The organism is Marisediminicola sp. UYEF4, from assembly GCF_040546025.1.
Taxonomy (GTDB): domain Bacteria; phylum Actinomycetota; class Actinomycetes; order Actinomycetales; family Microbacteriaceae; genus Marisediminicola.
On sequence record NZ_JBEPNA010000011.1, the window covers coordinates 40,321 to 59,291 of the forward strand.

Here is an 18,971-nt window from a genome sequence, read left to right on the forward strand (position 1 = left end):
CATACGCACCCGTCAGACGACGAAAGAATGGCCCGGCGAAATTCGCCGGGCCCTTCCTCGTGAACCGCTCGTTAGACGAGCGGATCGGTGTCGCTGCGCGTCTCGCGCTGGGTGACGCGGTCGGCGCCGCCGTTGTCGACCTGGCGAACGGTCGACACGCTTGAACGCTTGCGCATGACGAGCACGAGCGAGACGACGAATACGACGGCTCCAGCAGCCATCAGGATGTAGCCGACGAGGTCGAGATTGATGACGCTTGTCTCGAAGTTCAACGCGAACGTCAAGATCGCGCCCACGACGAAGAGGAAGATTCCAGTTCCAATACCCATGTCTTGTGGTCCTTTCGGTCGCCCGTCCGAGCATGGATGCACGTCGATCCGGTGCGATATGAATGCCCATTCTAACAAATCGGTAAAATTTCGCTCGGAATCAGCCGCGAACCCGGTCAGTCGGGCGTCGGATCGGGCGCCCGCGCCGCCTCCACTACTCTGAAACCATGCCCCGGAAAATCAATCTCGCCGTCATCGCCGGCGATGGTATCGGCCCCGAAGTGATTGCTGAAGCGCTCAAGGTGCTGCACGCCGCCGCTCCCGCCGACACCACCATCGACGCGACCCACTATCCCTTTGGGGCCGGGCACTACATCGCCACGGGGGAGGTCCTCACGGCCGACGGGCTCGAGGCCCTCGCGCAGCACGACGCAATCCTGCTCGGCGCAGTCGGCGGGGATCCGCGCGACTCCCGGCTCGCCGGCGGCATCATCGAACGGGGCCTCCTGCTCGGCCTGCGCTTCGCGTTCGACCACTACGTGAACCTGCGGCCGACGACCCTGTTTCCCAACGTGGTGTCGCCGCTCGCCGACCCGGGCGAGGTCGACTTCGTCGTCGTTCGCGAGGGCACCGAGGGTCCCTACGTGGGCAACGGCGGCAGCATCCGGGTCGGGACGCCGAACGAGATCGCCAACGAGGTCAGCGTCAACACCGCGTTCGGTGTGGAGCGCCTCGTACGCTTCGCGTTCCGCACGGCCCAGGCCCGGCGCGGGCGGCTCACGCTCGTGCACAAGACGAATGTGCTCGTCCACGCCGGCGGACTCTGGCAGCGCACGGTCGACGCCGTCGCCACCGAGTATCCCGACGTCACCGTCGACTACCTGCACGTCGACGCGGCGACGATCTTCCTCGTCACCAATCCGAGTAGATTTGACACGATCGTCACGGACAACCTCTTCGGCGATATTCTCACCGACCTGGCCGGCGCAATCAGCGGCGGCATCGGACTGGCGGCCTCGGGCAACATCAACCCCGACGGCGCCTTCCCCAGCATGTTCGAGCCGGTCCACGGATCGGCGCCCGACATCGCGGGCAAGGGCATCGCCGACCCGACCGCGGCGATCCTCTCGGCGGCCATGCTGCTCAGCCACCTCGGATTCACCGAGGAGGCGGCGAGAATCGGCGCGGCCGTCACGAACGACCTCGCCGGGCGAGGGACCGCCGGGCGCAGCACCACCCAGGTCGGTGACGCGATAGCACACTCGCTGCGCGACGCCGCGCCGACCACACACTGAACACCAACGAAGGACCATCATGACCATCGCGACAGGGTTTCCGCTCCCGTTTGACGTCACGCCGTCCGCCGCACAGCGCGCGGTTGCAGAGCGGGACGCGATCCTCGCCGACCCCGGGTTCGGCAAGCACTTCACCGACCACATGGTCGCGATCGACTGGACGATCGACGAGGGCTGGCACAACGCCAGGGTCATCCCGTACGGTCCGCTGCAGCTCGACCCCGCGGCATCCGTGCTGCACTACGCCCAGGAGATCTTCGAGGGGCTCAAGGCCTACCGGCACGCCGACGGCTCCATCTGGTCCTTCCGCCCCGAGGCCAACGCCGCTCGCCTGCGCCGCTCCGCCACGCGACTGGCGCTCCCGCTGCTGCCGGTGGCCGACTTCGTCGAATCGCTGCGCCAGATCGTCGCCGCTGATGGGGCCTGGGTACCGTCGGCGCCCGAGACGAGCCTGTACCTGCGCCCCTTCATGTTCGCGACCGAGAGCTTCCTCGGTGTGCGGGCGGCGCAGGAGGTCGGCTACTTCGTCATCGCCTCGCCCGCTGGCGCCTACTTCGCCAGCGGTGTGCAGCCGGTGTCGATCTGGCTGTCGACGACCTACTCCCGCGCGGGCAAGGGCGGAACCGGCGCCGCGAAGACCGGCGGCAACTACGCGTCATCGCTCCTGCCCCAGGCGGAGGCGTACGAGCACGGCTGCGCGCAGGTGCTCTTCCTCGATTCGGTGACCGGCGAGTACATCGAGGAGCTCGGCGGCATGAATGTCGTGCTCGTCTACAAGGACGGCACGCTCGTGACCCCCGAGTCCGACAGCATCCTCGAGGGCATCACGAGGGACAGCATCCTGCAGCTCGCCGAGGACCGCGGCCACAAGGTCGAGCGCCGCCGGGTGCGACTGTCGGAGTGGGCCGACGGTGTCGCGAGCGGCGAGATCACCGAGGTCTTCGCATGCGGCACGGCGGCCGTCGTGACCCCGATCGCGCGTCTCGTCGGCGAGGGCATCGAGATCGGGTCGGCGGATGCTGCTCCGGGCGAGCTGACCCTGTCGCTGCGCCAGGAGCTCACCGACATCCAGTACGGGCGTGCCGAGGACCGCCACGGCTGGATGACGCGCCTCGACGCCTGAGCTTCGCACTTCGGGGCGGATGCCGGGCACCCGCGCCGGGCGTCCGGCGGCGTCCGGCGGCGTCCGGCGGCGCCGAGAGTGCTCCTTTTCGTCGACTGTGACTGCCGCGAAAGGCACAGTCGGCGCAATTGCGCACTCTCGGCGAAACTGGGTAGCGCCCCGGCGGGGTGCGGTGTCTGCACCGTGCGGAACCGACACCCCGAACGGGTCTAGGCTCGAAACCGTGAAAATCGCGCGTTTCAGCACCGGTGGAGATCCTCGTTTCGGAATCGTCGACGACGACGACGACCTGGTCGTCCTCGCCGGAGATCCCATGTTCAGCGGCTTCGACACGACCGGCGAGCGCATCCCGCTCGCCGACGTGAAGCTCCTCGCCCCCGTCATCCCGCGGTCCAAGGTGATCTGCGTCGGACTCAACTACGCCGACCACAAGGCAGACATGGGCGACGTCGGGCCGACGAACCCGCTCATCTTCTTGAAGCCCAACACGGCAGTCGCCGGCCCCGGCGACACGATCGTCATCCCGCCCGTCGACGGGCGCATCGTGCACGAGGGCGAGCTCGTCATCGTGATCGGCAAGATCGGCAAGCAGGTCAAAGCCGCCGACTACGCCGACTACATCTTCGGTTACACGATCGGCAACGACGTCTCGGCGCGCGACGTGATGTTCGCCGACGGCCAGTGGGCAAGGGCCAAGGGCTACGACACCTTCGCTCCGATCGGTCCATGGATCGAAACTGACATCGACGCGCAGAACCTCGCCATCACGACGTTCGTCGACGGTGAGCCGCGTCGGGTCGGTACGACCTCGGACATGATCCACAAGATCCCCGAGATCATCGAATTCTGCTCGGATGTCTGGACGCTTCTGCCCGGCGACATCATTATGACGGGCACCCCGGCGGGCCTCGGCGGCTTCGTCGATGGACAGACGGTCGACATCACGATCGAGGGAATCGGCACGCTGTCGAACCCCGCGCGCAACCGCGCCTGAGTCGCAGCCCCGGTGTCGGTAGCGCGGTGACGTCCCTGTTCGGTGGCGTATCCGAGGAGTTTCTGCACCACGCCGTGTCGCGCGACCATCCGGGTCGGCGTGGCGCCGGATCTCCTGCGTTGCGTTGCGTGAGTGCGTTCGGCGGCGCGGGCGAGCGGATGCTGTGATGCGGGTCGCTGTGTGGATTACGTGACCGGCGCCGGAGTGCGAGCCGTCCTGCCGGGGCTCGCGGCGGCGGCATCCGCTGTGCTCGTCGCGTGGATGCTGCACCTCGTGCTTCCGTGGCTGCCGCTGCTCACCGCGGCCGTCGTGCTCGGCATCGTCGTCGGGCAGCTGCCGTGGTTCGCACCGGCGCTCGACCATACGCTGAAGCCCGGAATTCGGTTCTCGGCGAAGACGCTCATGCGTGCCGGCGTCGTGCTGCTCGGGCTGAAGCTCAGCCTCGGCGACATCGCCGGGCTCGGTGTCGTCGCGATCCTGGCGATCGTCGGCCTCGTGATCGTGACCTTCTTCGGAACCTGGGCCCTCGGCATCCTGATGCGCCTGCCGGGCAGCGAGCCGCTGCTCGTCGCGGCGGGCTTCTCGATCTGCGGCGCCTCGGCGATCGGCGCGATGAGCGCGGCGACCCGCAGCAGGCCCGAGGAGCAGGCGACCCCGGTGGCGCTCGTCACCCTGTGCGGTACCCTCGCCATCGCGGTGCTGCCGGCCCTCCAGGCTCCGCTTGGGCTGTCCAACGCCGGGTTCGGGCACTGGGTCGGCGCGAGCGTGCACGACGTGGGGCAGGTCGTCGCCACGGCGCAGACGGCCGGATCCGCCGCGCTCGCGATCGCCGTCGTGGTCAAGCTCACCCGGGTGCTGATGCTCGCACCGATGGTGACCGTCGCCTCGGTCGCCGTGCGCCGACGGGAGGCGCTCGCCGCCGCATCCGCCCGCAGCAATGCCCGGCCGGGCCCCGCCGAAGGCGCCCACGTCGCCCCCGCCGGCGCTCCGCCCGTCGGAAACTCAGGAAACCGCGCGAAGCCCCACGCGCGCATCCGCGTGATCCCGCTCTTCGTGCTCGGATTTCTCGCCGCTGTTCTGCTCAATTCCTTCGTTTCCCTCCCGGGGCCCGTGCTCGCGGGAGCGGATGCCGTGCAGACGGTGCTTCTCGCGACCGCGCTGTTCGCCCTCGGGACGAGCGTGCGCATCCGCTCCCTTGTCCGCACGGGATGGCGTGCCCTCATCGTCGGGCTCTCGTCCTGGCTGCTCATCGCGGTGCTCGCCTATGCCGCGATCTGGCTCTGACCCAGCGCCCAGCGGCGGCATCCGGCACGCCGATAGAATCGGGAGCAACATGCCTGCCTCCTTCACCTCCGCATCCGGTAGCGACGTCCGCGTGCGCTTCTGCCCGTCTCCGACGGGAACCCCGCACGTCGGGCTCATCCGCACGGCCCTGTTCAACTGGGCGTACGCGCGCCACACCGGCGGCAAGCTGATCTTCCGCATCGAGGACACGGATGCCGCGCGCGACAGCGAGGAGAGCTACGGGCAACTGCTCGAGGCGATGAGCTGGCTCGGGCTCGACTGGGACGAGGGCGTCGACGTCGGCGGGCCGCACGGACCCTACCGGCAGTCGCTGCGCACCAGCATCTATCGCGACATCATCGAGCAGCTGCGCGCGAGCGGACACCTCTACGAGAGCTTCGCTACCGGCGAGGAGATCGAGGCGCGCAACGTCGCCGCCGGCCGTGACCCCAAGCAGGGCTACGACAACTTCGAGCGCGACCTGACCGACGAGCAGCGCGCCGCCCACCTCGAGGAGGGCCGCGTGCCGGCGCTTCGTCTGAGGGTGCCCGACACCGAGCTGTCGTTCGACGACCTCGTGCGCGGGCCGATCACGTTCCCGGTCGGCAGCTTCACCGACTTCGTCGTCGTCCGCCCGAACGGCGCCCCGCTCTACACGTTCGTGAACCCGGTCGACGACGCCCTCATGGGCATCACCCACGTGCTGCGCGGCGAGGACCTGCTCTCATCAACCCCGCGGCAGATCGCGCTATACCACGCGCTCATCGAGATCGGCGTCGCCACGGCGATCCCGCGCTTCGGCCACCTCCCCTACGTGATGGGGGAGGGCAACAAGAAGCTCAGCAAACGCGACCCCGAGTCGAACCTGTTCCTGCACCGCGACCGCGGCTTCCTGCCCGAGGGGCTGCTCAACTACCTCTCGCTGCTCGGCTGGTCGCTCACCCACGACCGCGACGTGTTCACGACCGAGGAGATGATCGCGGCGTTCGACGTCACCGACGTGAACCCGAACCCGGCCCGTTTCGACCTCAAGAAGGCCGAGTCGATCAACGGCGACCATATCCGGATGCTGCCCGTCGACGAGTTCGCGCAGCGCCTCGCCCCGTACCTCGGCGAGCTCGTCTCGCTTCCGGAGGACGAGCCGATGCTGCGCGCCGCCGCCCCGCTCGTGCAGGAACGCATGCAGCTGCTCGGCGAGGCGCCGGGGTTGCTCGCCTTCCTGTTCACGCCGGACGACGAGATCGCTTGGGATGCCGACGCGCTGCCCAAGGCTGACGCCCGCCCCACCCTCGATGCCGCGCTCGCCGCGCTGCGCGCGCTCGAGGACTGGACGACGGAGACGACGGAGGATGCCCTGCGCACCGCCCTCATCGAGGGCCTCGGCCTCAAGCCGCGAATCGCGTTCGGGCCCGTGCGCTCGGCGATCTCCGGTCGCCGAATCAGCCCGCCGCTGTTCGAGTCGATGGAGCTGCTCGGCAAGGTGTCGACGATCGCCCGCATCGAGAGGCTCGCGGCGACCCTATGACCCGCGATACCGTGCCCGAGACGACCGAGGGGCTCTACGACGTCGCCGTCGTCGGCGCCGGCCCCGGCGGGCTCAGCGCCGCGCTGAACCTGGTGCGCGCGCGGCGGCGGACGATCGTGCTGGACGGCAACCGGCCGCGCAACGCCGCGACTTTCCACTCGCATGGTTTCATCACGCGCGACGGCGTCTCGCCGCTCGAGCTGCGCGGACTCGCCCGCGAGGAGCTGAAGGAGTACCCGAACTACGAGTACCACCAGACGATGGTGGTGTCGGTAGTTCAGGCGGACGAGGGGTTCCTCGTCGCCACGAAGGGGCCGGGGTTCACGAGGTCCGAGTACCGCGCCCGCACCATCGTGATCGCCACGGGCGTCAGCGAGCTCATGCCGACGCTGCCGACGCTGCGGGCGTTCTACGGCACCAGCATCCACAGCTGCATCGAGTGCGACGGCTACGAGGAGCGCGACAAGCCCATCGCGATCCTCGGCGACACCGACGACCTCGCCGATCGGGCGATCCTCGCCTCCCAGTGGAGCGGCGACGTGATCGTCTTCGCCGGTGCCACCGGAGGGGTGACCGACGACGAGGAGGCGGAACTGGCCGAGCGCGGCATCCGCGTCGAGCGCCGCCTCGTCGTCGACGTCGTCGGGGACCGCACCGGGCTCACCGGCATCCGGCTCGAGGACGGCGAGACGGTCGCCCGCACCGCCGCATTCGTGCGGCCCGTCTACGAACCCCGGCTCGGCTACCTCGAGTCGCTCGGCCTGCAGCGCGCCGACGACGGCTACCTCGCGGTGGATGCCGAGGGGCGCACGTCACTGTTGGGCGTCTACGCCGCCGGCGACTCGGCCTCTCCCGGGCCGCGCCAGCTCATCATCGCCGCGGGCCAGGGCGCGAGGGTCGCTTCCGCGCTCAACCGGGACCTGCTCGAGGTTCGCCCCGCCGTCACCGTGACGGGCTGAGGATGCAGACTCGGCGCAGAAAGCTGCTCGGCTGGCTGCCCGCCGTGATCTTGAGCCTGATCATCGCCGGTGCGTTGATCACCTCGGGTGTCGTGATCCAGCGCGGCCTCGCCGAGCCGCCGCCGCCGCCGGACAGCGCGCAGGTCACGGGAGCGGACCTGTCGCTGTTCACCGAGGAGGGTCTGGCCTACATCGACCGCAGCCGCAAGGTGCGCTTCGACCTGTCTGAGCCGCCGGTCACGGCAGCCTCCCTCGGCCTGCCCGCGAACGGGACCCTCGCGATCGAGCCGCCCGAGACGGGCCTGAGCTACAGCGTCGCGATCTTCGGCGGTGGCGCCGAGCCGGGCGGGCTCACCCTCAACGCGAGGGAGCTGAGCATCGAGACGGATGACGGCGAGGTCGTCGCCGTGCGCGTGCCGCTCAGCACCTTTTCGAGTTTCAGCGACCTGTTGAACGAGGCGCGCGCGGATGCCGGCACCTACGGCTGGGATGTGTCGGATGCCGACCGCATCGTCGAGGAGATGGGGGAGGCGACGCGGGCCGGAGTCCCCTACTCGTTCAGCTTCGGCCCGGGCGATGTCCTCGGGGTGGCCGTGATGGCGACGGCGAGCTGCGAGAAATTCGGGTGTGCGGTCGAGTTCGAAGTAGCCCCCCGCGTAGGCTAAAGTAGGGAGTCGGCCCGGCTTCGGCAGGGCCCTGTGGGGTGTGGTGTAATTGGCAACACGGAAGATTCTGATTCTTTTGTTCTTGGTTCGAGTCCAGGCACCCCAGCTTTGAGGCCCTGAATCCCGGGCCTTTTTCTTTTTCCTCGAGAGCGAGACTCGATTCGGCTCGATTTTCGTTCGATGATCCGGCGCGTGATCACAATTCATCGCTCCGAGGGCAGCGCCCGGGAGGCTGGCACAGCTGGGATTCGGGTGGGTTGCATCACGTGATTGGGAAGGCGATTCTTGAATGTGATGCACGCCAACGGAGGCGTGTCGCGCGTGAGGAGTTCGACATGAACCGCAGCATCCGCCACCGGGGCTCGGTCCCCGTCGCAGATATCGCGTCAGGGGAGATCGTGCGCCGAGGGCGCCCGGTCCGCATCACAGGGGAGTTCGGAGAGCGCGACGCGCACGCCGTCGTGGTCACAGGTGGCGGTGTTGCCGAAGTGTCGTTGGTGGGCGAGACGCTCGTCATCGACACTTCGGGGCTCGCGATCGGCGGCCACACGGTCCTGGTCAACGGGATTCCCGCGCAGGGCAAGCACAAGGGCCGGCAGGATGCGGCGTTCGATGTCGTCGTCGTTGACACGCCTGCGGCCCTTGACGAGGGGCTTGCCGTGCTGCACGCGTCGCGGATCCGCATCGGCGAACTTGACATCGAGTCTCTACCGATGGATGCCGGGGCCGAAGGCCAGTTCCGCGACATATTCAAGGCGGTGAGCCGGGACGGTGGGGAGGCGGTCACCCTCGCGTTCGACCAGGTCGGGGAGCGTATCGATATTGAGGAGGAGCTGGCGGCTCTCTCGAGTCGGCGGCGGGAGCGGTACGGTCGCATCGAGCCGGCGCTGTTCGAACAGCTCGAGCACGGCGGCGACGTCGAGGTCGCGGTGTGGGCGTCGACGCGCGGTATTGACCTGTCGACGCCGGAGAAGTCCGACAAGCGACCCGCGCGAAAGCCGAGCCGCAGTGACGCGCGCACGCGGAAGGAATGGACGGCGCTCGGCGAGACGCTCGCGGAGGTCGCGGGGGAGTTCGGACTCGTGCCCGAGCGAATCGACCAGGCGGCGCCCGTCGTCTACGGACGCATGCCTGCCGACGCCGTGCGCAGGCTCGCGGAGCACGACCTCGTCGCGGGCGTCTTCCGTTATGACCGTGAGGGCGTCGACGACCTCGACGACTCGATAGCGATCCATAACAGTGACGACGCGCACTCTGCCGGATTCACTGGCGCGGGCGTCGACGTGGCGGTGTACGAGCAGGGGCCGGACGTCACGACGAACCTCGCCATCTCCGGGCGATTTGAGACGCCGGGAGCGATGAGCAGCCACTCGCGCATGACGCACGGGATCATCCGCAACACGGAGCGCAACCGTCCGCGCGGGCACGCCCCGGGAGCCAACCTCTTCTCAGCGAACAGCTACGATCTCGATGCGATCCGCTGGGCCGCGCAGGACGAGGGTTGCACCGTGATCAGCCAGAGTTTTCACCGCAACGCCGAGCAGACAAGCGATTCGCTGTCGCACGACGACAACTACAAGGACTGGCTCGCGCTGCACTGGCCGTATCCGACGATCGTGGAGGCGGCTGGCAACGGCACCTCTACCGAGTTCGTCAACCACAAAGGCTACAACCGCCTGACAGTCGGAAGCCACGACGACAACGCGAGCGCCATGGCGTCGAGTTCGGTGTTTCGCAACCCCAGGTCTTCGCACGGCGACCGGGAGCTACCCGAGATCGCGGGCAACGGCATCGGTGTCACGGTCGTTGGGCTCACCGACAGCGGGACGAGCTTTGCGGCGCCAGCAGTCGCGGGCATCGCGGCATGCGTGCAGGAAGCGGCGCCGCTGCTGCGGTCGTGGCCCGAGGGGACTCGTGCCGTGCTCATGGCGGGCGCGTGGCGCAATCCGAGCGGGGGGCGCTGGCGGGCAGACCTCGTCGCGGGAGTCGACGGGCGCGACGGCGCCGGCACAGTCGACGCGGGGCGCTCCACATCGATCGCGCAGTCGCGCCAGAACCGCAACAACTCGGGGGCGCTCCGCGGCTTCGACGTCGGGACGCTGCGCTCGTCCGACCTCGACGGGTCGGGGCGTACGACGTTCCGTTACCGCATCACGACACCCCGGACGCCGCTGTTCTTCGGTTCGCACGTCAAGGTGGCGCTCGCGTGGGACTCGAAGGCAACCCGCACCGACATCCTGTTCCTGTCGATCTACCAGAACACGCTCACGGTCGACCTCGACCTCGAAGTGCGCGACTCGTCGGGCTCTCTCGTCGCGTCGAGCATGTCGTGGGACAACAGCTACGAGATCGCCGAGTTCGATGCCAAGGCGGGCGAGACATATGACATCCGGATCCGCCGCTGGGCGGGCTCCGACGACGTCTGGTTTGGCATCGCCTGGACGCAGATTTCGACGCTGTTCGACATGTTCGGCTCGGTGCAGACTGCTCCGGTCTTCGGGCTCGGAGGCTGACCAGGCCGGGGAAGAGGATGCCGCGACCCGCGGCATCCTCGTGGCGCTGCACGAGTGGACGGATGCCCGGACGGCACCGCCGCTCGGCACAACCGCCATCGCCTACCGCCGCGGCTTCGTCATTGGCGCCGTCGCCTTCAGGGGGGCCGAATCGCCGACATCCGCGCGGTCCCGTCGTACCCGCCGGTCGGCGTTCCCAGGCCGAAGAGCGCCCCGATTGTCGGCGCGACGTCGATAGTTCGCGCCTGCTCTGACGACACTCCGCCCGGAATGATCCGAGGGCTACCGCCGCCGATGAAGAAGGGGATCGGCTCGGTGGCCGGATGGCCATGGTTGCCCGGGATCGGATTGGACACCACATACGGGTCGGAGAACCGCCAGCCCGCGCGGCAGCTCGCGACGAGGTCACCGGCGTTCGGCCCAAGTCGGAGCTCCTCCGGGACGTTGATCTTCAGGACCCCCGGATGCGCGGCCACGAGGGCGCGCACCTCGGCGAGTGCGCCATCGCGGGCCGCGGGGTCGCCAACCCAGTAGAGCAGGTCGACACCGCCGTTCTGGGCGATCGCGATGTTTCCTCGGAGGTCGGGGCGGTCCTTCAGGATCAGGTCCGCGGAGATCACGTTGCTCGGGATGGACCAGTCCATTGAGTGGTCGGCGAGCACCATGATGATGCTCGACTCCCACTTGCCGGTCGACACCAGGTGGTCGACGAAGCGGCCGACCTGCAGGTCGGTGGAGGCGAGCGCGGCGGTGCGCGCGGCCTGCACGGTCGTGCCGGTCAGGTCGCTGTGGCCGATCCGATCGACGTCCCCGAGGTTGACGAAGACCAGGTCAGGATCGGCCCCGTCGACCATCGCGATGAGCGCGGTGGTGGTCGCCTCGTCCGGGGCGTGATTGGTCAACGGGATGAGCGGAGCAGGCTCCCACCGATAGGTCGCGCGCTCGCCGAAGATGCCGAACAGGTACTCCTTGCTGAGCACCGACCCGGTAGTGCGACCGGTCGCCGCGACCCGTTCGAGCATCGTCGGGAAGACGAGGTCGGCCGGGCGGTCCATATCGCGGACCACTGCCTCCGCACGGTCGTAGATCGCATTGGCGGGCACACCCGACCGGTCCGGGCGCACCCCCGTCATCATCATCACGTGGTTCGGGATGGTCTCCATCACGGGCAACGACCGCGCCGACGGAAAGTTCGTGCCGCCCGTGCGGAGGGCCGCGAGCCGCGGGGTCACGGCAGCGGTTATCTCGCCGGGGCGGCATCCGTCCACCACCACCACGTAGACGCGGGTGCGCTCCGCGACCGTTCCGGGGGCCGCCCACGCGGCCCCCGGCGCTGCCGACAGGAGCACCGCGGCGCCGCCGACCGACGCCATCGTGAGGAACTGGCGGCGTGACGCGTTGACCGCGCTCACTGTGCTGCCCCGACTGCTGCGGTCACTCGTTGAGTGCCGGCGATCACCTGCCACGACGCCGTGACGGCGCTCGTCGCCGCCCGGACCGTGCGATCGGAGATCGCATACCAGTCCATCCGCAGCCCGGCCGGCGTCACGTTGAGCACGGAGTAGCCGTGTGTGTCGAAGTCGAGGTACTTCACGTGCGGGTTGGACGCCCTGAAGGCGGTCTCCACCGCGAGGGACCCCGTGCGCGGCGGCACCCTGAGGATGTCGTCGAGGTTGTCGCTCGTCACCGAGGTGCAGACGAGTTCGGTGGCGACCGAGGCGCCGTTCGTCGGGTAGGTGAGGGGATCGGCGGGCACATCACAGGCCCACCCGGAATGGATGTCGCCGGTGAGGAACACGGTGTCGGTGACGGCGTTGTCCCTGAGGTGCTTGAGTACCTCGCCACGGTCGGCCGTGTAGCCGTCCCACTGGTCGACGTTGTAGGGCACCCCATCGATCGTGGTCGTGCCGAGCAGCTCATGCATGGCGCCGATCTCACCCGAGTTCAGGGTCGACGGGAACCTGATCGGGGTGATCATCACCGGGTTGCCGATGAGCTTCCATTGCGCGACGCCGGCGGTGAGCCCATCGAGGAGCCATGCCAGTTGGGCGTCGCCCGTGATCGTGCGGTCGGGGCTGGAGATGCCCTGGTCGACCACGCTGGGGGCCTGCTGGCTCCGATAGGTGCGCAGGTCGAGCATCGAGATGCTCGCGAGCGACCCGAATTGGAGGCGACGATACAGGATGCCGCCGCTCGTGTAGCGGACCGGCATCCACTCCGAGTAGGCCTGCTGCGACGCGGCGCGGCGCGCATCCCACGACCCCTCCGTGGTCTCCGTGTGATTCTCGGCCCCGCCCGACCAGGCGTCGTTGGCGAATTCGTGGTCGTCCCAGGTGACGACGAATGGCGCCGCGGCATGCAAGGCCTGGAGGTCGGTGTCGGACTTGTACTGGGCGTGGCGGCGGCGATAGTCCTGCAGGACGACCATCTCGGTGGGCGGGTCGTGCGGGCGGACGACCACGTCGCGGGCCTGGTACTCCCCGGGGGCGTACTCGTAGAGGTAGTCGCCGAGGTGCAGCACGAGGTCGAGATCGCCCCTGGCCGCAAGGTGCCGGTACGGGGAAAAGAAGCCGGCCTGGAGATTCGCGCAGGAAACCACACCGAATCGCAGGCCGGTCACCGCGGCGCCCGGCGCTGGCGCGGTGCGAGTGCGACCGATGGGCGAGACATTTCTATTGACGCGGAATCGGTAAAAGTAGGTGGTGGCGGGGGCGAGGCCGCGCGGCTCGGCCTTCACCGTGTGATCGCGCGCCGCGCCGGTGGCCACCGTGCCTTTCGCCACGACCCGGGCGAACGTCGCATCCGTCGCCACCTCCCAGGTCACCGTGACGTTCGGACCCCGTCCGGAGCCCGGCAACGAGACGGCGTCGGGAGTGACCCGGGTCCAGAGCAGGACCCCGTCGGGCAATGGGTCACCGGAGGCGACGCCGTGACGGAAGTAAGGGCCGGAAGCGGGTGCAGCGGCATCCGCTTCCTCGGGGCCCATGGCAAGAGTCGCGGTCCCGATGGCGACTACACCGGCGGAACCCAGCAGGAGTCGGCGCGTGAGGGTTGAAGAAGGCATCATCCCATTAGACAGCCTTCGTCCGTTATCGAACCGTAATCCGCGGTCTGTCCATCCGACGTTCACGTTGGTCCGCGAATTCGGTGCCGCGGGATGCCCGCGACTAGCCGAGCGCGCGCAGCCGCGGCGAGAGATCGCGCTCGAACAGCTCGAGGAACCGCGTCTGGTCGTGGCCGGGGGCGTGGAAGACGAGGTGGTTGAGGCCAGCGTCGAGGTACGGCTTGATCAGGGCGACGGCCTCGTCGGGGTCGGTCGCGACGATCCAGCGCTTGGCGACCTGCTCGATGGGCAGGGCGTCGGCGGCGGCCTCCATCTCCAGCGGGTCCTCGATCGAGTGCTTCTGCTCGGGGGTGAGCGAGAGCGGCGCCCAGAACCGGGTGTTCTCGAGCGCGGTGGCGCGGTCGGTGTCGTACGAGATCTTGATCTCGATCATCCGGTCGATCGCGGTGCCGTCGCGCCCGACCTTCTCGGCGCCCTCGGCGACCGCCGGCAGCAGCTTCTCGGTGTAGAGCTCCATGCCCTTGCCGGAAGTGCAGATGAAGCCGTCGCCCGCGCGCCCGGCGTAGCGCGCCACGACCGGGCCGCCGGCGGCGATGTAGACGGGCACCGGGGCATCCGGAACGTCGTAGAGGGTCGCCCCGACGGTCTTGTAGTACTCGCCGTCGAAGTCGATCCGCTCACCGGTCCAGAGCTGGCGCATCAGGTCGACTGACTCGCGCAGCCGGGCGAAGCGCTCCTTGAACTCGGGCCACGAGCCGTCGAAACCGGTGGCGATCTCGTTGAGGGCCTCGCCGGTGCCGACGCCGAGCATGATGCGATCGGGGTAGAGGCAGGCCATCGTGGCGAAGGCCTGGGCGAGCACGGCGGGGTTGTAGCGGAACGTCGGCGTCATCACCGAGGTGCCGATCTGCACCCGGGAGGTGCGCTCGCCGACCGCGGTCATCCAGGCGAGGGCGAAGGGGGCGTGCCCGCCGTTGTGCCGCCAGGGCTGGAAGTGGTCGCTCACCGTCACACTGTCGAGGCCGTGCTGCTCAGCCAGGACGCCGAGTTCGACCAGCTCGCGGGGGGCGAATTGCTCGGCGGATGCCTTGAGGCCCAGTTTCAGCACGGTGTCTCCTTGAGTCGGGTGGCACACTGATGCTATTCCGACTCGGGTTCGAGGAGCCTGCGAGTGCGCGACGAGTCTCGGCCCGTGCCGCACGAGGTGGTGACAGCGGGATGAGCCCAGGCGTAGCATTCCGACATAGCGGGGGTGTCGCGTCAGGCACCGGTATCGGCCGGTGCCCGGCACTGTCCGCGTCTGGAGATCGATCAATGATGAACTCAACGATGCAGATGATGCAGATGCACGAGAAGGACATGTCGATGATGGGCATGGACATGGCGATGATGCAGGAGTGTATGGAGGCGTGTTCGGCCTGCGAGCAGGCGTGCACGATGTGCTCCAACTCGATGACCGGCGAGTCGATGGCCACCTGCATGGGCCGCTGCGCCAACACCGCCGACATGACCAACACGATGATGCGCCTGATGATGCGCCCGAACGGCATGCACAAGGAGAGCATGATGGCGATGCTCCAGGCCATGATCACGATGTGCGGCGCGTGCGCCGAGGAGTGCATGACCCACGCCGCCATGAGCGACGATTGCCGGATGTGCGCCGAGGCCTGCCGTCAGTGCGCGATGGCCTGCCAGAAGATGATGGACTCCATGATGGGGTCGATGGCCGGGAGCTGAGACTCCCGCGTGAGCGGCCTCAGCCGGGGCCGCTCCGCTCAGTGCCGCTCGGTTCAGTGACGCTCGGTTCAGGCGAGTGACGCGGCGACCAGCACGTTGAAGCGCGTCTGCCCCACAGCGAGCGCGCTGTAAACCGAGTGGAGCGCGACGGGTTCGCCCGGTGCGACGAGCTCGTGAGCGTGATTCCAGACCCAGACGGTGTGGTTGCCGGCAGCATCCGCCTCGAGCAGCTCGATCGGGATCCAGCCGTCGGCGGTGGTAACCCCTGCGACGCCGTCGCGCCACTTGCTCGGGGTCGCCGACGCGAGGCGGACGTGCATCGCTGACAGCGCGTGTCCCGCGCCGTGGGCGGAGCAGGCGTCGCCGTCCGTGGAGGTGCACAGCATCGGGTTCTGCACTTTCGGCTTGAGACTGGACATCATGACCTCCGTTCGTTGCGTGGGCTCGTGGGCGTTGTATTGGAGTGTAGATTTTCGGCTCCCGGATCTCACCTGCCGTCGTCACACAACGACACACTCGCGTTGTCGTCGCGCGACGACGCGGTCGGCCGCCGCGTCTGGCCGACGTAGCCTGAACCCATGAGGTTCGCGCGATTCCGGAGAGCGAGCTCGCCCGCATCCGCGGCACGGCCCCGCCTCTCCCGTGACGCGTACGTGCTCGGCGTCATCGCATTCTTCGTGATGGTCGGCTTCGGTGTGGTCATCCCCGTGCTGCCGGTCTACGCGCGCAGCTTCGGCGTGGGCTACATCGAAGTCGGGGCGATCATCTCGGCGTTTGCGCTCATGCGCTTCGTCGCGAGCCCGTTCGTCGGCCGGATGATCGACTGGGGCGGCGAGCGCACGATTCTCACGATCGGCATCGGCATCGTGGCCGCCTCGAGCGGCCTCGTCGGCATCGCGCAGGACTACCCGCAGCTGCTGCTCCTGCGCGGGGCGGGCGGCGTCGGCTCCGCGATGTTCAGCGTCTCGGCGATGACGCTGCTGCTGGGAGCAGTGCCGTCGCTGCGTGCCCGCTCGATCGGCTTCTACCAGGGCGGGTTCCTGATCGGTGGAATGGCCGGCCCCGCGCTCGGCGGCCTGCTCGCGACGATCTCGCTCACCGCCCCGTTCTTCTTCTACGCCGGCACGCTCGCGGTCGCCGGTCTTGTCGGGCTCGTGCTCCTGCGCCCGCGCACCGTGCGGGGCGGGGATGCCGCGGCGGAGTCCGCGCCACCCATCCGGTTCCGCGAGGTGCTGCGCGACCGTGGCTTCCGGGTCGCGTGTGCCGCGAACTTCTCGCAGGGCTGGACTTCGTTCGGCGTGCGGGGTGCGCTCATCCCGTTGCTCGTGGTCGAGGTGCTGCGCGAGCCGACCGTCTTCACCGGGATCGCCTTCGCGTGCGCCGCCGTCGCCCAGACGCTCGCCCTGGCCCCCGCCGCGCGATTTGTCGACACCGTCGGGCGGCGCCCGGCGATCATCGGCGCATTCGCGGTCGCCGCGGCCACCATCGCCGTCGTTCCCTTCGCCCCCAACATCTGGGTACTCACCGCGCTGCTGTGCATCTACGGTGTCGCGGCGGCCTTCATGGGCACCGCGCCCGCCGCCGCCGTCGGAGATGCTGCGGGGCCCAAGGGTGGCCGGCCGGTGGCCGTCTTCTCGATGTTCGCCGACTTCGGCGCCATCATCGGCCCGCTGGTCGCGGGATACCTCGCCGACACCGTCTCCTACCCCGTCGCCTTCGCCGTCGGCGGGATGCTTCTGCTCGCCACCTCCCTCTACGCGACCCGGATGCCGGGCGGGGTTCCCGCGCAGAAGTGACTATGGACAGTTGTACTATCCGATAGTTACACTATCCACATGCGGATCTCCGAACTCAGCGTCACGAGCGCCGTTGCCACGGCCACGATCAAGTTCTACCAGCGCGAGGGTCTGCTCCCTCCCGGCGAGGCGACGGGCCCGAACCAGGCGAGCTACGGAGACGAGCACGTGCGCCGGCTGCGGCTCATCCGGGCCCTGATCGATGTCGGTGGACTCTCGGTCGCCTCGGCACGCGACGTGCTCGGCGCCGTCGACACCCCCGACCTGCCCCTCGCCCAAGTGTTCGGCGCGGCGCAACGCGCCATCTCCCAAACCGACCTCTACGCGGATCCCGCCTCCGCCGAGGCGACCGCACGCGTGCGCGCGCTCGTCGCCGCGCGCGGCTGGCATGTGTCGGCCGGCAACCCCGGACTCGTCGGCGCGGCCAACGTGGTCGACGCCTTCGGCGCGATCGGACATCCCGAACTCGCGGACCTCCTCGAGGGGTACGCGGCGGCGGCGGAGGTCGTGGCGCGGGCGGATCTCCGCTCCGTCGGCAGGCAGGCGGATGTGGCCGCGATGGCCGAGACCGTCGTCGCCGGCACCGTGCTCGGAGACGCGATGTTCGCCGCACTGCGGCGCATCGCCCAGGAGCACATCACCTTCGAGCTCTACCCGGTCGTCCACTCCGTGGCGCCGGTCCACACCCCCCTCGCGCCGGTCGCCGCAGACGCCGGGCACGACGACCCGAGAGGAATCATGCCGTGTCCGAAATGATGGCGGATGTCCACGCAGCCCATCGCCCGGAGGAGACGCCCCCGCGCATCCGCTGGCACCGCCCGCTACTCTGGCTCGCGGCCGTCATGGCCGCGCTCGCCGTGTTCGCGCTCGTCGCCCGATTCGTCGACGAGAGGGAGGTTCTCGGCGCGAACCTCTGGGACAAGCCCCTCAAGTTCGCGATCTCCACGGTGATCTACGCGGTCACCTGGTCGTGGCTCATCGGGCAGCTCGAGCGCTCCCGGCGCGTCGCCTGGGCCTCTGGCACCGTGATCGCGGCCGCCCTCGTCGTCGAGCTCGCGATCATCGTCAGCGTCGCGGCGGCCGGAACGACGAGCCACTTCAACGTCTCCACGCCGCTCGCAACGGCCATGTGGTCGGTGATGGCGGTGTCGATCTCCGTGCTCTGGGTCGCAACCTTTGTGGCCTGCATCCTGCTGTTCCGCACCTCGCTCGGCGACCGCGCGCGCACCATCGCGATCCGCGGCGGTGCGCTCATCTCGCTCGTCGGGCTGGGGCTCGGCTACCTCATGACGTCGCCGACCGCGGCCCAGCTCGCGGACTTCGGCGGCATCGCGGGCGCTCACGCCGTCGGCGTTGCCGACGGCGGGCCCGGACTCCCGGTTCTCGGCTGGAGCACGGTGGCGGGCGACCTGCGCATCCCGCACTTCATCGGCATGCACGCGCTCCAGGCGATTCCGCTCGCGCTCATCGCGATCGAGCTGCTCTCGCGGCGCACCCCGGTGCTGCGGGATGTCGCCGTGCGCGCCCGGCTCGTCGGCACTGTGGCGGTCGGCTACCTCGCTTTCGTCGGGCTCGTGACGCTGCAGGCGCTACGCGGGCAGTCGGTCGTGGCGCCGGACGCGGTGACGCTGGGCCTCGGCGGGGCGATCGCCGTCGTGATGGCGGCCGCGGCGCTGGTGGTCGTTGCACCGGGAAGGACGCGGGCGACGTAGGCGAGCCGGGCGCGCCCGCCCTGCCCCCGCCCGTG

At 69.0% G+C, this 18,971-nt stretch carries 17 protein-coding genes and 1 tRNA gene; 13 read left to right on the plus strand and 5 right to left on the minus strand.

Translation table 11 applies throughout. From position 1 onward, the window contains the following. Positions 1-71 precede the first annotated feature (71 nt). On the minus strand, positions 72-329 hold the full coding sequence (locus tag ABIB15_RS10815) for a DUF6458 family protein (protein WP_354478173.1): 258 nt from the start codon (positions 327-329) through the stop codon (positions 72-74). 167 nt (positions 330-496) lie between these two features. Here ABIB15_RS10815 and ABIB15_RS10820 point away from each other — a divergent pair, with 167 nt between their 5' ends. The 9 genes from ABIB15_RS10820 (at position 497) to ABIB15_RS10860 (ending at position 10,627) form a co-directional block, all read left to right on the plus strand. Next, positions 497-1,564, plus strand: coding sequence for a 3-isopropylmalate dehydrogenase (locus ABIB15_RS10820; RefSeq protein WP_354478176.1), 1,068 nt, complete (start codon positions 497-499; stop codon positions 1,562-1,564). Between the two features lie 19 nt (positions 1,565-1,583). Next, positions 1,584-2,687, plus strand: coding sequence for a branched-chain amino acid aminotransferase (locus ABIB15_RS10825; RefSeq protein ID WP_354478178.1), 1,104 nt, complete (start codon positions 1,584-1,586; stop codon positions 2,685-2,687). A 223-nt stretch (positions 2,688-2,910) separates the two neighbouring features. Beyond that, the gene (locus tag ABIB15_RS10830) at positions 2,911-3,681 is read left to right on the plus strand and encodes a fumarylacetoacetate hydrolase family protein (RefSeq protein ID WP_354478181.1); all 771 of its coding nucleotides are present in this window, start codon (positions 2,911-2,913) and stop codon (positions 3,679-3,681) included. 180 nt (positions 3,682-3,861) lie between these two features. Continuing rightward, positions 3,862-4,965, plus strand: a complete 1,104-nt coding sequence (locus ABIB15_RS10835) for a YeiH family protein (RefSeq protein WP_354478184.1) — start codon at positions 3,862-3,864, stop codon at positions 4,963-4,965. Between the two features lie 49 nt (positions 4,966-5,014). Beyond that, the gene (gene gltX / locus ABIB15_RS10840) at positions 5,015-6,490 is read left to right on the plus strand and encodes a glutamate--tRNA ligase (protein WP_354478187.1); all 1,476 of its coding nucleotides are present in this window, start codon (positions 5,015-5,017) and stop codon (positions 6,488-6,490) included. Further along, the gene (locus tag ABIB15_RS10845) at positions 6,487-7,449 is read left to right on the plus strand and encodes an NAD(P)/FAD-dependent oxidoreductase (protein WP_354478190.1); all 963 of its coding nucleotides are present in this window, start codon (positions 6,487-6,489) and stop codon (positions 7,447-7,449) included. Before gltX ends, ABIB15_RS10845 begins: the two co-directional genes overlap by 4 nt. 2 nt (positions 7,450-7,451) lie before the next feature. Next, positions 7,452-8,114, plus strand: coding sequence for a hypothetical protein (locus tag ABIB15_RS10850; RefSeq protein ID WP_354478192.1), 663 nt, complete (start codon positions 7,452-7,454; stop codon positions 8,112-8,114). A gap of 34 nt (positions 8,115-8,148) precedes the next feature. Further along, positions 8,149-8,220 (plus strand) — tRNA-Gln (locus tag ABIB15_RS10855). Positions 8,221-8,449: 229 nt separating this feature from the next. Beyond that, positions 8,450-10,627, plus strand: coding sequence for a S8 family serine peptidase (locus ABIB15_RS10860; RefSeq protein WP_354478195.1), 2,178 nt, complete (start codon positions 8,450-8,452; stop codon positions 10,625-10,627). A 137-nt stretch (positions 10,628-10,764) separates the two neighbouring features. Here ABIB15_RS10860 and ABIB15_RS10865 read toward each other — a convergent pair whose 3' ends face one another. From ABIB15_RS10865 to fgd, 3 genes are all read right to left on the minus strand, one after another. Beyond that, positions 10,765-12,039, minus strand: a complete 1,275-nt coding sequence (locus tag ABIB15_RS10865) for an alkaline phosphatase family protein (RefSeq protein WP_354478197.1) — start codon at positions 12,037-12,039, stop codon at positions 10,765-10,767. Continuing rightward, positions 12,036-13,691, minus strand: a complete 1,656-nt coding sequence (locus tag ABIB15_RS10870) for an alkaline phosphatase D family protein (RefSeq protein WP_354478200.1) — start codon at positions 13,689-13,691, stop codon at positions 12,036-12,038. The genes ABIB15_RS10865 and ABIB15_RS10870 overlap by 4 nt, the downstream gene beginning before the upstream one ends. A 103-nt stretch (positions 13,692-13,794) precedes the next feature. Further along, on the minus strand, positions 13,795-14,799 hold the full coding sequence (fgd, locus tag ABIB15_RS10875) for a glucose-6-phosphate dehydrogenase (coenzyme-F420) (RefSeq protein ID WP_354478202.1): 1,005 nt from the start codon (positions 14,797-14,799) through the stop codon (positions 13,795-13,797). Positions 14,800-15,020: 221 nt separating this feature from the next. On the opposite strand from fgd, the gene ABIB15_RS10880 reads away from it, so the two are divergent. Then, positions 15,021-15,428 carry a four-helix bundle copper-binding protein gene (locus ABIB15_RS10880; protein ID WP_354478205.1) on the plus strand — a complete coding sequence of 136 codons (408 nt, stop codon included), beginning with the start codon at positions 15,021-15,023 and terminating at the stop codon, positions 15,426-15,428. Positions 15,429-15,496: 68 nt separating this feature from the next. Here the strand turns inward: ABIB15_RS10880 and ABIB15_RS10885 are convergent, their stop codons facing one another. Continuing rightward, positions 15,497-15,850 (minus strand): hypothetical protein, encoded by a 354-nt coding sequence (locus ABIB15_RS10885; RefSeq protein WP_354478208.1) that lies wholly within the window; start codon positions 15,848-15,850, stop codon positions 15,497-15,499. Positions 15,851-16,006: 156 nt separating this feature from the next. Between ABIB15_RS10885 and ABIB15_RS10890 the strand changes: the two genes are divergently transcribed. The 3 genes from ABIB15_RS10890 to ABIB15_RS10900 are packed head-to-tail and all read left to right on the plus strand — an operon-like array spanning position 16,007 to position 18,936. After that, entirely contained in the window at positions 16,007-17,224 is a 1,218-nt protein-coding gene (locus ABIB15_RS10890; protein WP_354478211.1) for an MFS transporter, read from the plus strand. Between the two features lie 39 nt (positions 17,225-17,263). Further along, the gene (locus ABIB15_RS10895) at positions 17,264-17,980 is read left to right on the plus strand and encodes a MerR family transcriptional regulator (protein ID WP_354478214.1); all 717 of its coding nucleotides are present in this window, start codon (positions 17,264-17,266) and stop codon (positions 17,978-17,980) included. Beyond that, on the plus strand, positions 17,977-18,936 hold the full coding sequence (locus tag ABIB15_RS10900; RefSeq protein ID WP_354478299.1) for a hypothetical protein: 960 nt from the start codon (positions 17,977-17,979) through the stop codon (positions 18,934-18,936). Before ABIB15_RS10895 ends, ABIB15_RS10900 begins: the two co-directional genes overlap by 4 nt. Positions 18,937-18,971: the final 35 nt, after the last annotated feature.